This window comes from Rhodovibrio sodomensis (assembly GCF_016583645.1).
Lineage (GTDB): Bacteria > Pseudomonadota > Alphaproteobacteria > Kiloniellales > Rhodovibrionaceae > Rhodovibrio > Rhodovibrio sodomensis.
Genome location: NZ_NRRL01000102.1, coordinates 1 through 15,706 on the forward strand (window position 1 = coordinate 1; position 15,706 = coordinate 15,706).

The 15,706-nt window shown below is 66.9% G+C and carries 13 protein-coding genes and 2 pseudogenes; 7 read left to right on the forward strand and 8 right to left on the reverse strand.

The genetic code is table 11. From position 1 onward, the window contains the following. From CKO28_RS21885 to CKO28_RS21915, 7 genes are all read right to left on the reverse strand, one after another. Window positions 1–149: helix-turn-helix transcriptional regulator (locus tag CKO28_RS21885; protein ID WP_200342978.1), on the reverse strand; the 149-nt coding region annotated here is incomplete at its 3' end. A gap of 482 nt (window positions 150–631) precedes the next feature. Beyond that, entirely contained in the window at window positions 632–919 is a 288-nt protein-coding gene (locus tag CKO28_RS21890) for a type II toxin-antitoxin system RelE/ParE family toxin (RefSeq protein WP_200342979.1), read from the reverse strand. Further along, window positions 916–1,170 carry a type II toxin-antitoxin system ParD family antitoxin gene (locus tag CKO28_RS21895; protein WP_242480728.1) on the reverse strand — a complete coding sequence of 85 codons (255 nt, stop codon included), beginning with the start codon at window positions 1,168–1,170 and terminating at the stop codon, window positions 916–918. Before CKO28_RS21895 ends, CKO28_RS21890 begins: the two co-directional genes overlap by 4 nt. Before the next feature lie 513 nt (window positions 1,171–1,683). Next, a complete protein-coding gene (locus CKO28_RS21900; RefSeq protein WP_200342982.1) occupies window positions 1,684–2,352 on the reverse strand; it encodes an amino acid ABC transporter permease in 669 nt (222 codons plus the stop codon). 12 nt (window positions 2,353–2,364) lie between these two features. Beyond that, on the reverse strand, window positions 2,365–3,048 hold the full coding sequence (locus tag CKO28_RS21905; protein ID WP_200342988.1) for an ABC transporter permease subunit: 684 nt from the start codon (window positions 3,046–3,048) through the stop codon (window positions 2,365–2,367). 114 nt (window positions 3,049–3,162) lie between these two features. Then, window positions 3,163–3,966, reverse strand: a complete 804-nt coding sequence (locus tag CKO28_RS21910; protein WP_200342990.1) for an ABC transporter substrate-binding protein — start codon at window positions 3,964–3,966, stop codon at window positions 3,163–3,165. Between the two features lie 83 nt (window positions 3,967–4,049). Next, window positions 4,050–4,841 (reverse strand): amino acid ABC transporter ATP-binding protein, encoded by a 792-nt coding sequence (locus CKO28_RS21915; RefSeq protein ID WP_338050217.1) that lies wholly within the window; start codon window positions 4,839–4,841, stop codon window positions 4,050–4,052. A gap of 462 nt (window positions 4,842–5,303) precedes the next feature. Here CKO28_RS21915 and CKO28_RS21920 point away from each other — a divergent pair. The 6 genes and pseudogenes from CKO28_RS21920 to CKO28_RS28615 form a co-directional block, all read left to right on the forward strand. Beyond that, window positions 5,304–5,716 (forward strand): annotated as a pseudogene (locus tag CKO28_RS21920) (helix-turn-helix domain-containing protein); the annotation flags it as partial. Window positions 5,717–5,949: 233 nt separating this feature from the next. Further along, window positions 5,950–7,056: a nucleotidyltransferase family protein gene (locus tag CKO28_RS21925; protein ID WP_200342998.1), complete on the forward strand. Its 1,107-nt coding sequence runs from the start codon at window positions 5,950–5,952 to the stop codon at window positions 7,054–7,056. A 26-nt stretch (window positions 7,057–7,082) separates the two neighbouring features. After that, a complete protein-coding gene (locus CKO28_RS21930; protein ID WP_200343005.1) occupies window positions 7,083–7,556 on the forward strand; it encodes a transposase in 474 nt (157 codons plus the stop codon). A gap of 558 nt (window positions 7,557–8,114) precedes the next feature. Further along, on the forward strand, window positions 8,115–8,645 hold the full coding sequence (locus CKO28_RS21935; RefSeq protein WP_200343007.1) for a nucleotidyltransferase domain-containing protein: 531 nt from the start codon (window positions 8,115–8,117) through the stop codon (window positions 8,643–8,645). Beyond that, a complete protein-coding gene (locus CKO28_RS21940) occupies window positions 8,642–9,058 on the forward strand; it encodes a hypothetical protein (protein ID WP_200343009.1) in 417 nt (138 codons plus the stop codon). Before CKO28_RS21935 ends, CKO28_RS21940 begins: the two co-directional genes overlap by 4 nt. Before the next feature lie 172 nt (window positions 9,059–9,230). Next, window positions 9,231–9,524: pseudogene (locus CKO28_RS28615) on the forward strand (helix-turn-helix domain-containing protein); the annotation flags it as partial. Between the two features lie 489 nt (window positions 9,525–10,013). Here the strand turns inward: CKO28_RS28615 and CKO28_RS21950 are convergent. Further along, window positions 10,014–13,055 carry a TOTE conflict system archaeo-eukaryotic primase domain-containing protein gene (locus CKO28_RS21950; protein WP_242480729.1) on the reverse strand — a complete coding sequence of 1,014 codons (3,042 nt, stop codon included), beginning with the start codon at window positions 13,053–13,055 and terminating at the stop codon, window positions 10,014–10,016. Here CKO28_RS21950 and CKO28_RS21960 point away from each other — a divergent pair. Continuing rightward, window positions 13,030–15,706, forward strand: a 2,677-nt coding sequence (locus CKO28_RS21960; protein WP_200343016.1) for a DEAD/DEAH box helicase, incomplete at its 3' end; no start/stop codon positions are given. The genes CKO28_RS21950 and CKO28_RS21960 overlap by 26 nt on opposite strands.

A 15,706-nucleotide genomic window follows, 5' to 3' on the forward strand; every position in this document is an offset into this window, starting at 1 on the left:
GTGGCCGGATTGCCGGTCTCGATCAGCGAGATCGTCTCCTGACGCAGGCCGGCGGCATCGCCGAGCTTTGTCTGGCTAAGGCCGGCTTTCTTGCGGGTACGGCGCACAAGCGTGCCGATTTGTTGCGGTGTGCGGGCAAGGTCGGTCATGGTCAGTCCCTGACCCTCACTATGCACCAAATCCGATAAAACGGCAATATCGGACCTGGCCCATATTAAGGATTTATGGGCCAAATCCCATAAAGCGGGATTATCGAAACTGCCCCATAAACCCTGAAGAGTGTGGACCCGTGCCAGGGTCCCATGCCGGAGACGCGCGGCCCTTCTCAGTTTCTCCGAAACCAGTTGCGCATTTCACTTCATCGCGACCACCTCTGTCAGGTGATGCTGACCAATGTAGACAGGCGCCGGCCTGTGACCCCTCAGAACCAGGCGAGATCACGTGTCTAGAGCGCTGATCGGCTTGCTTGACCCGCGCCGGCCAACACCGATGAGAAGCTGGGGGACTTTCTCCGGGCCCGGCCGTGTGCGTGAGCGCCCCGCCGCCGGCCTCGCGCGACCCAGCAATGCCCAAAACTGAGGGAACGAGGCCGACCAGAAAATCTCCTTGCCGGAACCCGCGCGGCGGACGCCTAAGCGTTGATCCAGTCCTCACTGGCGTGGCGGACGCGCAGAATGCGCACGCCGCCGTCCGGTAGGGCTTCGTAAACGATCAAGTGGGCACCGTAAGGGTGAATGCGGGCGGGCGGGGCCAGCGCGGTGCGAAGGCGGGCTAATTCGGGAAAGGATCCGAGCAGCTCGAAGGTCTCGTGAAGCCCGTTGTGATATGCGCATGCGATCGTCTCGCCGTACGCTTCAGCGCCGTGGGCGAGGATGTCGATGAGATCTTCGGCGGCCGCTTCCGCGACAGTGTACCTCACGAGGTACGTGCGCGCTCCCGGGCGCGCCGGAGACCCTCGGCTTCCAGATCACTCCTGGTCCGCGTGTCGTCCGGACTGTTGCGCGCTTCGTCGACGCGCTCCTGCATCGCGGCGATCTTCTCGGACCGCGCCTGGTCGCGGCGGATAAGGTCGCGCATGTATTCGCTGGAGCTACCGAAGCCACCGATCGACACTTGGCGCTCCACGAAATCCCGCAGGGATTCCGGCAGAGAAATGTTCATGGTCGGCATCTCAGGAACCTCCTCATCTTTTGGCAAAGGTTGCCATAAGCCTGAGCGCTCGACAAACTCGCTTACAGTTTTCGGCGACGGAAGCCTCTCAATCGCCGCCAATGCCGCGCCGACCCACACAGTATCCCACTGATCGTCCTGACGAGAGCGGACGTCGAGCGGGTCGTCGCCGACGAGGATCCGTGGTGGCAGAACCTTCGCAACGAGGCGCGGACTTTGTACGGCCGACGGCCGACAGCCTTTGAGGTCGAGATTGCATCACAGGTATCGACGGTTAGGCGATGACTTGAACCGGGCCAGGTAAGCAGGTCGATGCGCATCATGGCGACCAACGGCTTCGCATCGCGCGCGATTACCATGAAGCCGCCCAAGAGCGACGGGCAATGCTGGATCCGGGCGACGGCGGCAACGCGATCGTCTCGAACGTTGTGACCGCCGCGATCGCCTACGCCGACGCGATCATGAACTGGCCGCAGCCATGCCCTGCGCCGAGCCACGTCGACAACCTGCGGGTCAGGCTTCCAGATGGAGCCCTCCGTATCGCCGCTCGGCCCACTGCGTCAGAAGGAGCATGGGATAGCAGAAGACGAAGTACAGCCCCGCCACAACCAGGAAGATCGGCATGATGTTCGCCGGATCGCGCTGTATCACGAGGTTGGCCTGACGCACGAGCTCGGTCGTCCCGATGACCGAGAGGACGGCCGTCACCTTCACCATGATGACGTACACGCCGCCCAGCGGCGGCAAGACCATGCGCAACGCCTGGGGCGCGATCACGTAGCGCAACGTCTGACCGGACGTCATACCGACCGAGCGCGCGCCTTCGACTTGACCCCGGGGCACCGCGTTGATGGCGGCGCGAACGATTTCGGCGATGTAGCTCGAGCTGTAGATCGTGAGCGCCACGACGGACGCTTGGAAGGAATCGAACTGAAGCCAAGCGATTCCTGTTTGCGGCAAGACGAAGTAGACGATGTAAATCTGGCAAAGGAACGGCGTACCGCGCCAGAGGTGGATGTAAGCGCCCAGGATCCAGAACGCGGGCCGCGGGCCGAGCGCCCGGGCGATTCCGACGAGCGTTCCGAAGAGCGTGCCGAAGCAGATCCCGAGCAGGGTGACCTGCACGGTCATCCAGAGCCCGGCGAGCAGGAACGGCATGTGCTGCTGCAGCGCATCCAGCATGGCTTCGGATCCTCAGGTCGCGCCGCCGAGGCGCCGCTGTGCGAAGTTCGACACCCCGAGCATGACCGCATAGATCGCCAGGAAGCAGGCCGCCGAGGTCAGGAAGGCTTCGTTGGGCATGTAGCGATCCGACATCAGACGCAGGCCGGCGCTCATCGTCTCGAAGACGGCGATGATGGACAGGAGCGAGCTGTCCTTAATCAGCACGGCCGTCTGGCCAATAATGGGGGGTGTCGCGTTGGCGAAGGCCTGCGGCAGCACGACGTAGCGCAGCGTTTGCCAGCGCGTCATGCCAACGCTGCGCGCACCTTCCGCCTGACCTTCCGGCACGCTGCCGATGCCGGCCCGAATGATCTCCGCCATGTAAGCCGCCGTGTGGACGCTCAGCGCGAGTACGCCGCCCTCCAGTTCGTCGAGGCGGCGCCCCAGCAACGGGATCTCCGGCAGGCCGTAATACACGAGGTAGATCTGGACGAGTAGCGGCGTTCCGCGCAGCGCTTCGACGTAGACCGTCGCCGGCCAGCGCGCCAAGCGGCGCCTGGACCGACGCATCAGAGCGATGCCCGTGCCGAGAACGAGGGCCGCGAGCAGCGAGACCGTCGAAATCCACACCGTGCGCCAGATGCCGAATGCAAAGGTCGAAGCATAGTCGGCAACAACCCGGTAGTTGTAGACATCGAGCAGCCAGTCAAACACGAGACGCCCCGCTCATCCCCCGAAAGAAAGAGACCGACGGCGGCCACCCGCAAAGACGGGCCCCGATCGCCGGGCGATCGGGGCCCCGCGTTGAGTCAAGCGACCGCCGCGAACCTACATGTGGTCCTGACGCCAAGCGTCGCTGTTCCACCAGTAGGCCCGAATGTCCTCGAGCTGGCCGCGCACCTTGAGCAAGGTGATGTAGTTGTTCAGGACCTGCATCATGTGCGTGTTCTCCGGCCGGACGGCGAAGGAGAGCGGGTCGCGCCGCAACGTCCCCTCGATCCGACGCAGATCCGTGTACTCGCGCAGGAAACCACGGACGCTGCCGCTGTTGTTCACGCCAACTTCCGCGCGCCCGGCTGCCACGGCGTGGGCGACGGCCGGACCGCCGCCGGCGTACTCCTTGACCTCGGCTTTCGGGAACTTTTCCTGAGCGATCTGGTAATGCGTGCTCCCCTGGGTCGCCGCGACGGCCACGTTTTCCGCGTTGATGTCCGACATGTTCGTGATACCTGATCCCGCGGTCGTGAAGGCGACGACCTTCTCGAAGAACACCGGCTCGGTGAAGCTGATCTTGAGCGAGCGTTGCACCGAGGGGGTCATGTCGGCCGCGATCATGTCCGCCTTGTTGGACAACAGCGCCGGGATCAGCCCCTTCCATTCGTACGACATCAGCTTCAACTCGACGCCCATGTCGTTTGCCAGCCGGCGGGCGATCTCGACGGCGAAGCCGGTGCGCTTGCCCTCCTTGTTCACGAAGCTGATCGGGGGGCCTTGGGTCTGGACGGCGACCCGCAGCGTGCCCCGCTGAACGATGTCATCGACCAGGTCCGCGCGCGCAGTCCCGGCGGCGATACTCAGGCTAAGCGCGATGGCTCCGGCGACGGTGAGTAGATTTCGGATAGGCCCTTTCAACGTAAAGCCTCCCTTTGTCATCTTTCCGGTTTGTCCCGCACGCGAGACGGAGCGTCCGGCGCGCGGAATGGCGGGCCACAGCTCTAGAGAATTTGCTCCAGAAACTGTTGCGCCCGTTCAGATTGGGGCGCGGCGAAGAAGCCTTGCGGGTCTCCCCGCTCGACGACCTGCCCCTGATCCATGAACGCGATGCGGTGCGCCGCGCGCTTCGCAAAGCCGATCTCGTGCGTGACGACGACCATCGTCATGCCTTCCCCCGCCAGTTCTTCCATCAGCCGCAGCACACCCCCCACGGTCTCGGGGTCAAGCGCCGACGTGACCTCGTCGAACAGCATCACCTTCGGCTCCATGGCGAGCGAGCGGGCGATCGCCACGCGCTGCTGCTGGCCGCCGGAGAGCTGGCTGGGATAGCTGCCGGCCCAGTCGGCGAGGCCAACACGCGCCAGCATCCGCTCGGCGCGCTCGCGCGCCTCTTGGCGGCTGGTCCGCCGGACGACCTCGAGCGGCAGCGTGATGTTCTCCAGCGCGGTCTTGTGTTTGAAGAGATTGAAGTTCTGGAAAACCATCCCGACCTCCTCGCGCAGCGCGTTGAGGTCGGTTTTCCGGTCGGTGACGTCGCGGCCGTCGACGACGATGCGCCCGCTATCGACCGCTTCGAGGCCGTTCAGGCTGCGCAGCAGCGTGCTTTTGCCGGAGCCGCTTTGGCCCAGCAGGACAAGCACCTCGCCGCGTGCGACGACTTCCGAAACGCCGGCGAGCGCCACGATCCGGTGGTCCTTGGCGCCGCGGAAGACCTTGTGCACGTTCTCGACCCGGATGATGTCCCGGCTTTCCGCAGACGTGTCACCGGGGGATTTCGTAGCGGGTTCGCTCACCGGACACCTCTATCGAGCCCTAACCCCGTCATGGGACTTGTTCACCCCGGATCGTGTCAAACCATTCAGCCGGCCCGGCTTCGTCGGATTGTCGCCGACCTCCGCGCCTTCCGGATGGCCGTAGATTGGCTTCACGCTAAAGTCGATGTCCAAAATCCAGCGCTCGCTCGTCGGCGGCCGGACCACGTAGGCCAGGTACCGTAGCAGCCATATGGTCGCGGGACTGTGGATAGGCGCGAGCCTTTGACCCCCTCAGAACCAGGCGAGATCAATTGTTGGCTCCTCGATGCTGCGAATGGATTTCGGGTGGCGCTTCGCCCCGGCTGCACGGCAGGTTGGTCCGCGAGTTGAACGGGTAGAGCCGCGGCTGGCGGGCGGAGCCCCTCCATAAGGCGGAGCCCGCCAGCCGCGGCGGCCAACGGCAGCAGCGGTCGGGAGGCTCCGGTGAGCAGCAGCCAGGACATCTTCGCGCTCGGTCTTGGTCTGGAGGAGCCTTGGACGCTCCTCGACCAGCACCTCGACACCAGCAAGCAGCCGCATGAGCTGCACCTGCGCGTGGGCACGCCGCGGCGCGCAGTTCCCGTGTCCGACCTGCGGGCGGTCGTGCAAGGCGCACGACTTCAAGGAGATGACCTGGCGGCATCTGAACTTCTTCCAACACCACTGCTATCTCACCGCCCCGGTGCCGCGGGTGAATTGCCCGGACCACGGCGTCAAACGGATCCAGGTGCCCTGGGCGCGCGAGGGCAGCAGCTTCACGGTGCTGTTCGAGCAGGCCGCCCTGGCGCTGGTGCGCGAGATGCCGGTCGCGGCGGCGGCCCGGCAGATGGCGGTCACCGACAAGCGCCTGTGGCGGGTGGTGCTGTTCTACGTCCACCGGGCGGTCGCCCGCATGGACAGGTGTCGGGGTCACCCCGCTTCAGAGCTCGTTGAGAAATTGCGGCATTACGCAGAACCTGCCGTGTATCAGGCGCTATGGCCTCGCGGCCAACCCCGGACCATCAGCGCAGTTATATGAATATCGCATTTTTCTTATAACTTCGGCTTGCCGCATGCCCGCGGAGCCGTTATAAGAAAGTTGGGAAACGCTTATAACGGAGTGCCTCACATGAAGACCATCGACCTCGCATACCGAACGATGTTCGCCGAATTGGCGCAACGATGCCTGGACGCATCATTCGAAAGCGAATTCACGCCAGAAGGGAACTTTGTCCGGGTTCCCGTAAAGGGAAGAGACTACTGGTACTTCGAAAGGACCAAGCCTGAGAAGACGCGCAAATACGTCGGCCCCGCCGACGACCCCGATATCGCCGAACGGGTCGAAAAATTCAGGGAAATCAAGGACGATATCCGGAGCCGGCGCAAGCTCGTGTCGACGCTCACCCGCGAAGGCAGATTGACTGCGCCGGACCGCTTCACGGGCGACGTCGTGGATGCCATGGGGAAAGCCGGCATCTTTCGTCTTCGCGGTATCCTGATCGGCACGGTGGCGTTCCAGACATACTCGGGGCACCTTGGCGTCAAATTGCCGGGGTCGTCACTACAGACGGGCGACACGGATTTCGCGCAACATTGTTCGATCTCCTCCGCCGTCGAGGACAGCATTCCAAACGTCGTCGACGTCCTGCACGACGTCGATCCCACTTTCCGGGGTATCCCGCATAAATCGGATCCGATGCGCGTGACGCAGTTTCAGAACGCCTCCCGTTACAAGGTCGAGTTCCTGACGCCGAACCGGGGATCTGACGAATACAGCGATCGGGCCAGCCAAATGCCGGCGCTGGGCGGGGCCTCCGCGCAACCCTTGCGTTACCTGGACTTCCTGATCCACGAACCCATTCGGACAGTCATGCTGCATCGGGCGGGCGTTCCGGTCACGGTCCCCGCGCCGGAGCGATATGCCGTTCACAAACTGATCGTGGCCTCGCAACGGCAATCCAATTCGGATGGCCAGGCGAAACGTGAAAAGGACCTCCTCCAGGCCAGCCTGCTGATTGAGGCGCTGGCGACCACTCGTCGTCAGGACGACCTCGCCGAAGTCCTGACCGAGGCGTGGAACAGAGGCCCGTCCTGGAGGAGCGCGATCAGGAAGGGCCTCGACCTGATGCCGGAAAAGGCACGGGAGGCGAGCGTCGAGACGCTCCGAGAGGGATTGGAGTCCATCGCGGAGGCTCTTGACGAGTTTCCCGGAACCGAAGGCGCGCCGACGCCCTAGACACAAGCAGAACCGGGCTGCGCACCATGGTCGGCAAGGGCAAGGACTGCGTTCGCCAGTTCCGGCGCTTTCTGCATGCCCAAGGCGGCGACGGCCCGCTGAAGGATCGTGATCGCGATGCGCTGGACGAACTTGAGCGCCTCGGCCTGGCCACCGGGGAGGCGTACAAGATCAAGGACAAGCTGCGTTGGGTGCGCAAGGCCGCGACCCCGCAGGCCGCCCGCTGGCGCCTGACACGCTTCCTGAACCATGCCGACGAGATGGCCGCCGGCGACGACGCGCTGGAGCCCGTCCGCAAGGCGATCGCGACCGTCCGGCAGCAGATCGACCGGATCATCCAGCGCTGGTACTCAACCCATTCCAACGCCCGCTTGGAGGGCCTGAACTCGATCTTTCAAGCCGCCCGCCACCGGGCCCGCGGCTATAGCAGCGCCGCCAACTTCATCGCCATGATCTACCTGCTCGCAGCCCCGATCGGTGATATCTCGAAATCCATTTGAAGCGTCATAGCGCCCAATTGTTTAGAGCGCCAATCGGCGTGCTTGACCCGCGCCGCCCCACACCCACAGCCGCAACTACGCCGAGCGCCAGGCCCGCGTGCGCGGCATGTGCGGCCCGGGTGGCGGAGTAGCTGGCCGCGAACGCGTTTGCGAGGCGGTCATTCACCGGACTTTTGCCCAAGGTACGAGCACGCGTCTTAGAGAACGGTTTCCAGACAGCGATCGGCTCCGAAAACAGGAGGCGATCCTGGGATCATAAGCCAGCCGCCGAACAGGCCGCTTAAGACGCGCCGGTTTTTCGTCGCCTCCGTTGCCGGCGCCTTTTTCGTGTCTACCTCGGGCGTCACGCTGGCAATCTTTTGCCAACTTTGGCAAAACATACACCAGCCTCGACGGTGGTTAGCGGACATGGGCATGCGGGAAAGTCGGACACAGACAAGCGCTCTCAGGCAACCCCTGGACCAGATCCTGGGGCGTGAAACGCATGTACGCGTCTTGCGGGCACTCGTGCAGCATGGCGACCTCATGAGCCGATCGCAAATCGAGACGGCGACCAGAATGCCGACGCGGACAGTGAACCATACGCTGGGTCGCCTCGCTGAGGCCGGGGTTCTGAAAACGGCGGGGACCAGCAACGTTCGGCTGTACACCCTCGCGTCCGCGCATCCCCTTACCCAGGCGATCCGTGGGGTGTTTGTGAGCGAGGCCGCGCGTTTCCGGGGTCTCGTCCAGGGAATATCCGAGGTCGCCGAGACGCAAACTCCTTACGTCACGGCGATCTGGCTGTACGGGTCGGTCGCGCGAAAGGAAGACCGGTTCGACAGTGACCTCGACATTGTCGTTGTCGTCGACGCTTCGAAAACTGCGGCCGTTCGCGAGAACGTCTTGGATGAGCTTGAGCGCGTGGGCGATCGGTTCGCCGTCAGTATCTCACCGATCGTCCTGACGAGAGCGGACATCAAGCGGGTCGTCGCCGACGAGGATCCGTGGTGGCAGAACCTTCGCAACGAGGCGCAGACCTTGTACGGCCGACGGCCGACAGCCTTTGAGGTCGAGATTGCATCACAGGCATCGACGGTTAGGCGATGACTCGAACCGGGCCAGGTAAGCAGGTCGATGCGAATCATGGCGACCAACGGCTTCGCATCGCGCGCGATTACCATGAAGCCGCCGAAGAGCGACGGGCAATGCTGGATCCGGACGACGGCGGCAACGCGATCGTCTCGAACGTTGTGACCGCCGCGATCGCCTACGCCGACGCGATTACGGCCAAACGGATCGGTTTGATCAATCAACAGGATCACCGTGGCATCGTGAAGCTATTGCGCCAGGCGCTTGGCAACGCCTTGCCGCGGGAACAGGAGAAGCGGCTCGGCCACCTTATAGCGAACAAGGATGCGGCGCAGTACGGCGCCCGGATCATATCGCAGGACGAAGCCAACCGCCTCGTCGATGATCTCCAGCGGTTTGCGGAGTGGGCGGAAGAAGTTCTCCAGGAGTAGCGATGCAACTGAAACGAAATAGAGTTCGCTCTTGTAACGTTAATCGCTGTCGGACTCGGGGATTGAACGCTCCAGATTCGCCGGTCGCGGACACGTTTCGATCCCGGTCCGGACCTCATACCAACGCCCGCTGAGCGCGACTCGCGAAAGGGTCTTCCCGCTGGATCGTTTCGTGATTCAAGATGGCAAACTGGGAAGTTGGCCATGGGCTGCGCCGGTTCGGCTTCGGGACAACTACATAGCGAATGATGCGAGAAAGGCCGCCAAGCAGGCGAAGGATGCCGCCCAGACCCGGCGGCTGCTGGCCCTCGCGGCGATCTACGACGGCGCATCGCGCGGCGACGCCGCGCGGATCGGCGGGGTCGGGGTGCAGACGGTGCGCGACTGGGTGTTGGCCTTCAACGCCGACGGCCCGACGGGCCTGATCGACGGCAAGGTGCCCGGCCAGACACCCAAGCTGACAGCCGGGCCGACGTCTCGGGGTCGGCATGGGCCTCCTCTGCCGCGGCAGCCTGGCGGCGGGCGAGGCGTACACCGAAACCGCGACAGATCGGAGTCATCGGCCAGCCGATCGACGATAAGGGTCATTGCGCGCGCCGCCAATGTGCTGGCCAGGATGACTTTCCGCCAGTCGACGAGGTCCAAGCTTTGCCGACGGGCCACCGCAGGAGGACGTGCCGGCCATCACCACCCCCATGAAGAACGGCACGTCGGCGACGCTGAAACCGGCTTGCCGGACATGGACCGCGCCCATGCCGAAACGCGGCCCGTTCGTGACGCCGGCGCCGAACGTGCCAGCGTTCCCAAGCGCGACACCTGATAGGGCCGTCTGAGGCTGACGGGTTGCCACGCCCCGGTCGCCGGGGCGGGCATCGCGTTGAGAAGGATCGGGCCAACGGTCACGCAGATCAGGATCGACGCCAGAGCGTTAACCGCGCTGTGTTCGCCCTTCCCGTCACACGCCCAGCGGTGTCCCGGAAGCGATCGTGTAGCCGAGCCCCCGGTAACCGGCGTGCCGGCGCTCGGCCATCCGGGCGAAAACGGGCGCGGACGCGTCCACGTAGTCGTAGATCACCACCTCGCGCTTGGCCGCGTGAAGACGGTGGAGCCGGCCGGCGTACTGCGCCAGCGTGCCGCGCCAGGAGATCGGCATGGCCAGGAACAGCGTATCCAGACGGGCGTTGTCGAAGCCCTCGCCGAGATACCGGCCGGTCGCCACGAGCACGCGCCCGACCGCCGCGTCGTCGTCGGCGAGCGCAAGGCGTGCGGCCCGCAATTCCGCCGCCGGCAGCCCGGCCCTGAGCCTCACGACGCGGGGAACATGCGGCATCAGCAACGCGGCCAGCCGGTCGGCGTGCTCGCGGCGTTCGGTCATGACGACAGGTACGCGGCCAGCTTCCACCGCCGCCCGGACGTCGCCGGCGATCAGCGCGTTTCGAGCCGCGTCGGCCGCGATCGCCGCGTAGAGATCGGTGATCCGCGGCTCGGCCGCGCCGTCTCCGCGCGGATACACGAAATCCGTATGGCGCGACACGACCCGGTGGCCGAACGGTCGGTCCCTGGCCTGCCGGCGTGCGTCCACGCGGTGGCGCACCGGTCCGCATTGCATCAGAACGATCGGGTGATGGCCGTCCTTGCGGGTGACCGTCGCGGAAAGGCCCAGCACGTAGCGCGCCTTCGCCGCCTGCGCCACGGCCTCGAAGCGCACCGCGGAGACGTGATGGCACTCGTCGACCACGATCTGGCCGTAGTTCGCCACGAGATCGTCGACCACGCCTTTCCGGTTCAGGCTCTGGATGACGGCGACATCCAGGCGGCCGGTGGGCCGCCGTTTGCCGCCGCCGATGACCCCGATCGCCTCCGGGCCAACGCCCAGGAAGGTGCCCAGCCGGTCTACCCACTGCTGCAGCAGATGGCGGCGGTGAACCAGGACGAGCGTGTTGGTCTGGCGCTCGGCGATCAGGTGCGCGGCGACGACCGTCTTGCCGAACGCGGTCGTCGCCGCCAGCACGCCCGTGTCGAAGGGGCGCAAGGCCGCGACGGCGGCTTCCTGTTCGGCCGTGAGCCGGCCCTGGAAAGCAACATCGAGCACCGTACCGTGCGTGCGCGCGTCACGCACGCGCACCGCCACCCCGTGCCGATCCAGAAGCGCCCGGGCTTCGTCGAGGCAGCCGCGCGGAAGCGCGAGGTGATCGGCGAACAGCTCGCCGCACGCGATCACGCGCGGCTTGCCGTGCGTCGACAGGCGCATGGCCTGGGCGGCGTGGAAGGCCGGGTTCTGGAAAGCGGCCAGCCGCGCGAGCCGGGCCACGAGGGCGGGCGGCAGGGCTGTGCGGTCGATGTAGACCTGATTGCCCAGGACGAGCTCGACGTCTTCCGGGACCGGCTCGGCGATCGGCGGGTCCTTAGTGCGGCCCGAAGGCGGCGCCGACCATGGCTCGGGGTCGTCCGGGTCTCGGGCCGGCGCCCGAACGCCCGGCACATCGCCATCGTCCGGGCCGCTGGCGACGAACTGGTCAACCTCTTCTCGTGACAGCCGTCGCAGGCCGGACAGGTGGGCCCACTGATCCTGGTAAGCACGGAAGCTCGCGTCGACGAACACGCTGTTGTCCGCCGCCCGCGGCGCCCGCTGCAGGGGCAGCGCGATCAGATTGCCGAAGCCGCCAGTGGGCACCGTGTCCTGGCTCGGGAAGAAGCGGTCGTACGATCCGAAGCCGATGTCCGGGCGGCGCTCCTGCGTTTCGCTTACGAGCAGGCTCGCCAACCGCCGCGCCCGGCGGGCTGGCACGGCCTCGCTGAAGAAAATCCAGACGTGGGCGCCGTTGCCGGAGCGCGAGCGCTCGACCGCCACGGGGACGCCGAGGCATCGCGCGGTCTCACGCAGCGCGGCGACGTCACGCATCCACGCCCCCTTGTCGAAGTCGATGGCCACGAACCAGCAGGTGTCGTCCGCCAGCATCGGATAGACGCCGGCGGTAAAGGCAGCGCCGTCAGTCTCACGGCGGCCGAGCAGATGGTCGCGGATCACCGTGTCGGTGACCGCCACGAACGCCTGGTTCGGGCAGGCCCCGCACTTCACGCGGGGCTTCCCGCAAACACTTGGCACCCACTCGTTCCGGCACACCGGGGCGTAGCCGGCTTTGCCGCTGCGCGGGTTCTCCCAGCGCGCGGGGAAAACGTCCGGCCGGCCTCGGAACAGCTCCCGGAAAAGAGCGATCTTCGCCGCCGGCGGGGAGGTCCGGGTGACGGCGCCTTCCGCGTCTCCCACGGGCATTGAATCGCCGGGACCGTCCTCTGGCGGCGCTTGCTCCAGTTCGGCTAGACGCGTGACGAGCGCGGCGCGTTCGCGATCGAGCTCGGCCAGTCGCCGACGCAGGTCGCGCGCCTCGCCGCCCGGTCCCGTTTTGCCGCGTGCCGGCAAGCGGCCGGGACCGTTCGAAGCTTCGGTACCGCTATGGCGGCCGAAACCATGTCGATCGTCAGTCTCATCGACCATGTCTGGTTGACTGTTTTCCTGGATCACACGGCTAGGCAGCACCGGGGGATACGGCCATACCAACACTACCACGGACCATGACGCGACCGGTCTGCACATCACGAGGGACGGCCGGTCCGGCGCCGGATCATGGCCCCCAACCTCGCCGAACGCTCGGCGCGCCGGGCCGGCGCGGGCGCTCCGGGCACGCTCCCGGACGACGCGCCGGCGGAGACGCGCCGCCTCGCCGCCTATCTGCGCGGGGCAGACGCCCGCACGCTGGAACAGGAGGAACTCGATCCGGTTTCGCCGTGCGCTGCGGACGCAGACGCCGCGGGCTGAACCCGTGCCAGCGGCGGCGGCCGGGCATCTTGGCGGAACCGGCCACCCGGCAGACGCCCACCCGTCCATCGACCCCGGTGGCGCGGCTGCCGGGCAGCCCCTATGCTGGCGCGCGGGTGCACGCGATCGAGACGACCAAGGACGGCGACGGACCATGACCGCAAGCGCGCGATCGACCAAAAAGACCGGATCGCAACGCCGCCGGGGCAAGCCGGCCAGGAACCGCACGCCGCGGCAGGCGGAAACCGTTCGGAAGAACCCGCCGGTTTTCCAGGGCTGGGCGACGACCGACACGGACGAGATCGAACGCCGCCGCTGGCGCGGCGCGACGGAGATCGACCAGGTCGACCCCCTGGAGCCCGAGCGGCCGTACTTCGGCGCCTTCGCGGTCCGATCGGCGAGCGGGCGCCGGTACCTCGTCGAGATACGCGACCTGGCGCGGCGTGAGAACTCCTGCGACTGCCTGGACTGGCAGACCAACGGGTTGGGTACGTGCAAGCACATCGAAGGCGCGATCGTCGCGCTGCGGCGCAAGGGGGTCCGGGCTTTCCGGGCCGCCGCCCGTACCGGGTCCGACCGGGTCGAGGTCTTTCCCGCCCCCGACGGGTCGGCCACCGTGCGCGTGCGCTGGCCGGCGGGATCGAGCGCCGAGCGCGCGCTCGGCGATCTGGTCGACGACGCCGACGGCACGGTGGGCGGCGATCCCCTCGACGCCCCCGCGCGGGTCCACGCCGCGCTGACGGGAACCGCGGTCCCCGTGCGTGTCTCCCGTCACCTCGAGCCCCGGCTCGAGGAGGAGCGCCGCCGGCGCCGCCGCCGGGCCGATCGCGACGCCTTGCTGGCCGAGGTCGACGCCGGGCAGGCCACTCTGGACGTGCTTCACCATCCGCTCATGCCCTACCAGCACGCGGGCATGCTGCATCTGGCCTTCGGCGAACGCGCGCTGATCGCGGACGAGATGGGCCTGGGCAAGACCGTGCAGGCCATCGCCGCCTGCGAGCTGCTGCGCCGGCGCCGCGGCGTGCGCAAGGTCCTGGTCGTCGCGCCGGCCTCCCTGAAGGCGGAATGGGAGGACCAGATCGCGCGCTTCACCGACCGGTCGACCGCCATCGTGGCCGGGCGGCGCGCCCAACGCCTGAAGGGCTACGCGAGCGACGCGTTCTTCGTGCTGGTCAACTACGAGCAGGTCCGCCAGGAGCCGGACGACATCAACCGGATCGTCGCCCCGGACATCGTCGTGCTCGACGAGGCGCAGCGGATCAAGAACTGGGAGACCAAGACCGCCCGCGCGGTCAAGCAGCTCGCCAGCCCCTACGCGTTCGTTCTCACCGGAACGCCGCTGGAGAACCGGATCGACGAGATCTACTCGATCGTCCAGTACCTCGACCCGAAGCTTCTGGGGCCGCTGTTCCGCTTCAACCGCGAGTTCTACGTGCTCGACGCGCAGGGCCGCCCCGTGGACTACCAGAACCTGGACCGGCTGCACGCCCGTCTGGCCCCGGTCATGCTCCGCCGGCGCAAGGCGGACGTCCAGGCTCAGCTGCCCGGGCGGACGATCAACACCTATTACGTCGGCATGACGCCGGAGCAGCAGCTGCGCTACGCCGACTACGAGGCGCAGGCCGCGCGCCTGGTGCAGATCGCGCGCCGCCGGCCGCTCACGAAAGCCGAGTTCGACCGGCTGCAGCAGTGGCTGGCGTGCATGCGCATGATCTGCGACAGCCCCTATATCCTCGACCCCAACTGCCGCGACGCGCCCAAGCTCGCCGAGCTCGAGAGCGTGCTGACGGATCTGCTCTCGGATCCCGGCATGAAGGTGATCGTCTTCTCGGAATGGGTCCGCATGCTGGAGCTGGTGGGCGAACGCGTCTCGGAGATGGGCCATGAGGCGGCCTGGCACACGGGCAAGATCCCGCAGGACCGGCGCCGGCGCGAGATCCGGCGGTTCAAGCAGGATCCCGCGTGCCGGATCCTGCTGTCGACGAGTTCCGGCGGGCTGGGCCTGAACCTCCAGGTGGCCTCGGCCGTGGTCAACGTCGACCTGCCCTGGAACCCGGCCCAGCTGGAGCAGCGCATCGCGCGGGCCTGGCGCCGCGACCAGACGCGGGCGGTGAGCGTGATCAACCTCGTCTGCGAGGACAGCATCGAGCACCGCATCCAGCACCTCGTTCAGGCCAAGCAGGCGCTGGCCGACGGCGTGCTGGACGGCCAAGGCGACCTGGACCAGCTGAAGATGCCCTCCAACCGGTCCGGTCGGGTCGAGCAGATGGCGGCCATGATCGAACGTCAAGAGACGCCGGCTGCGCAGATGCCCGACCCGGCGCGCAGGTTCGCCGAGACCGCCGGGCGGCACCTCGACCGGGCGGTCGTGGCGGTGGCGCGATGCCGGGACGGCGACGGCCAGGAAACGGCGCTCGTCGTGGTCGACGACCTCCCGGACGAGACCGCACGGCGCGCCCTCGACGACGCGGCCACCGCGGCCGGGTTCGCGGGCGTCCGCGTGCTCGACCGGGCGAGCTGGGAGACCATCCGCCAGCTCGCGGACGCCGGGGTCCTGCAGTTCGCCGGCGAGGTCGAGACCCTGCAAACGCACGACGGCCCCGACACCCGGGCGGCCGAGGCCGACCAAGCCGCGCGCCGCCGCGCGGCGGCGCGGCCCTGGCTCGAGACGGCGGACCGGAAGGTGCGCATGGCCGAGCACCTGGCCGGCGGCGGCTTCGAGGCGGAAGCCGTGGATCCGCTCCGGGCGGCCGCGGCGGCGGCCGTACGCGCCATCGCGCTGATGCGCGACCCGGACGTCGAGGTTGACGGGCTCGACGAGCAGGACGCCC

What these genes read in the sequence shown, in the direction of transcription:
- CKO28_RS21940 (WP_200343009.1), top strand. Translation starts at nt 8,642, where the DNA reads ATGACTCGAACCGGGCCAGGTAAGCAGGTCGATGCGAATCATGGCGAC.
- CKO28_RS21935 (WP_200343007.1), top strand. Translation starts at nt 8,115, where the DNA reads ATGCCGACGCGGACAGTGAACCATACGCTGGGTCGCCTCGCTGAGGCC.
- CKO28_RS21900 (WP_200342982.1), bottom strand. Translation starts at nt 2,352, where the DNA reads ATGCTGGATGCGCTGCAGCAGCACATGCCGTTCCTGCTCGCCGGGCTC.
- CKO28_RS21930 (WP_200343005.1), top strand. Translation starts at nt 7,083, where the DNA reads ATGGTCGGCAAGGGCAAGGACTGCGTTCGCCAGTTCCGGCGCTTTCTG.
- CKO28_RS21925 (WP_200342998.1), top strand. Translation starts at nt 5,950, where the DNA reads ATGAAGACCATCGACCTCGCATACCGAACGATGTTCGCCGAATTGGCG.
- CKO28_RS21895 (WP_242480728.1), bottom strand. Translation starts at nt 1,170, where the DNA reads ATGCCGACCATGAACATTTCTCTGCCGGAATCCCTGCGGGATTTCGTG.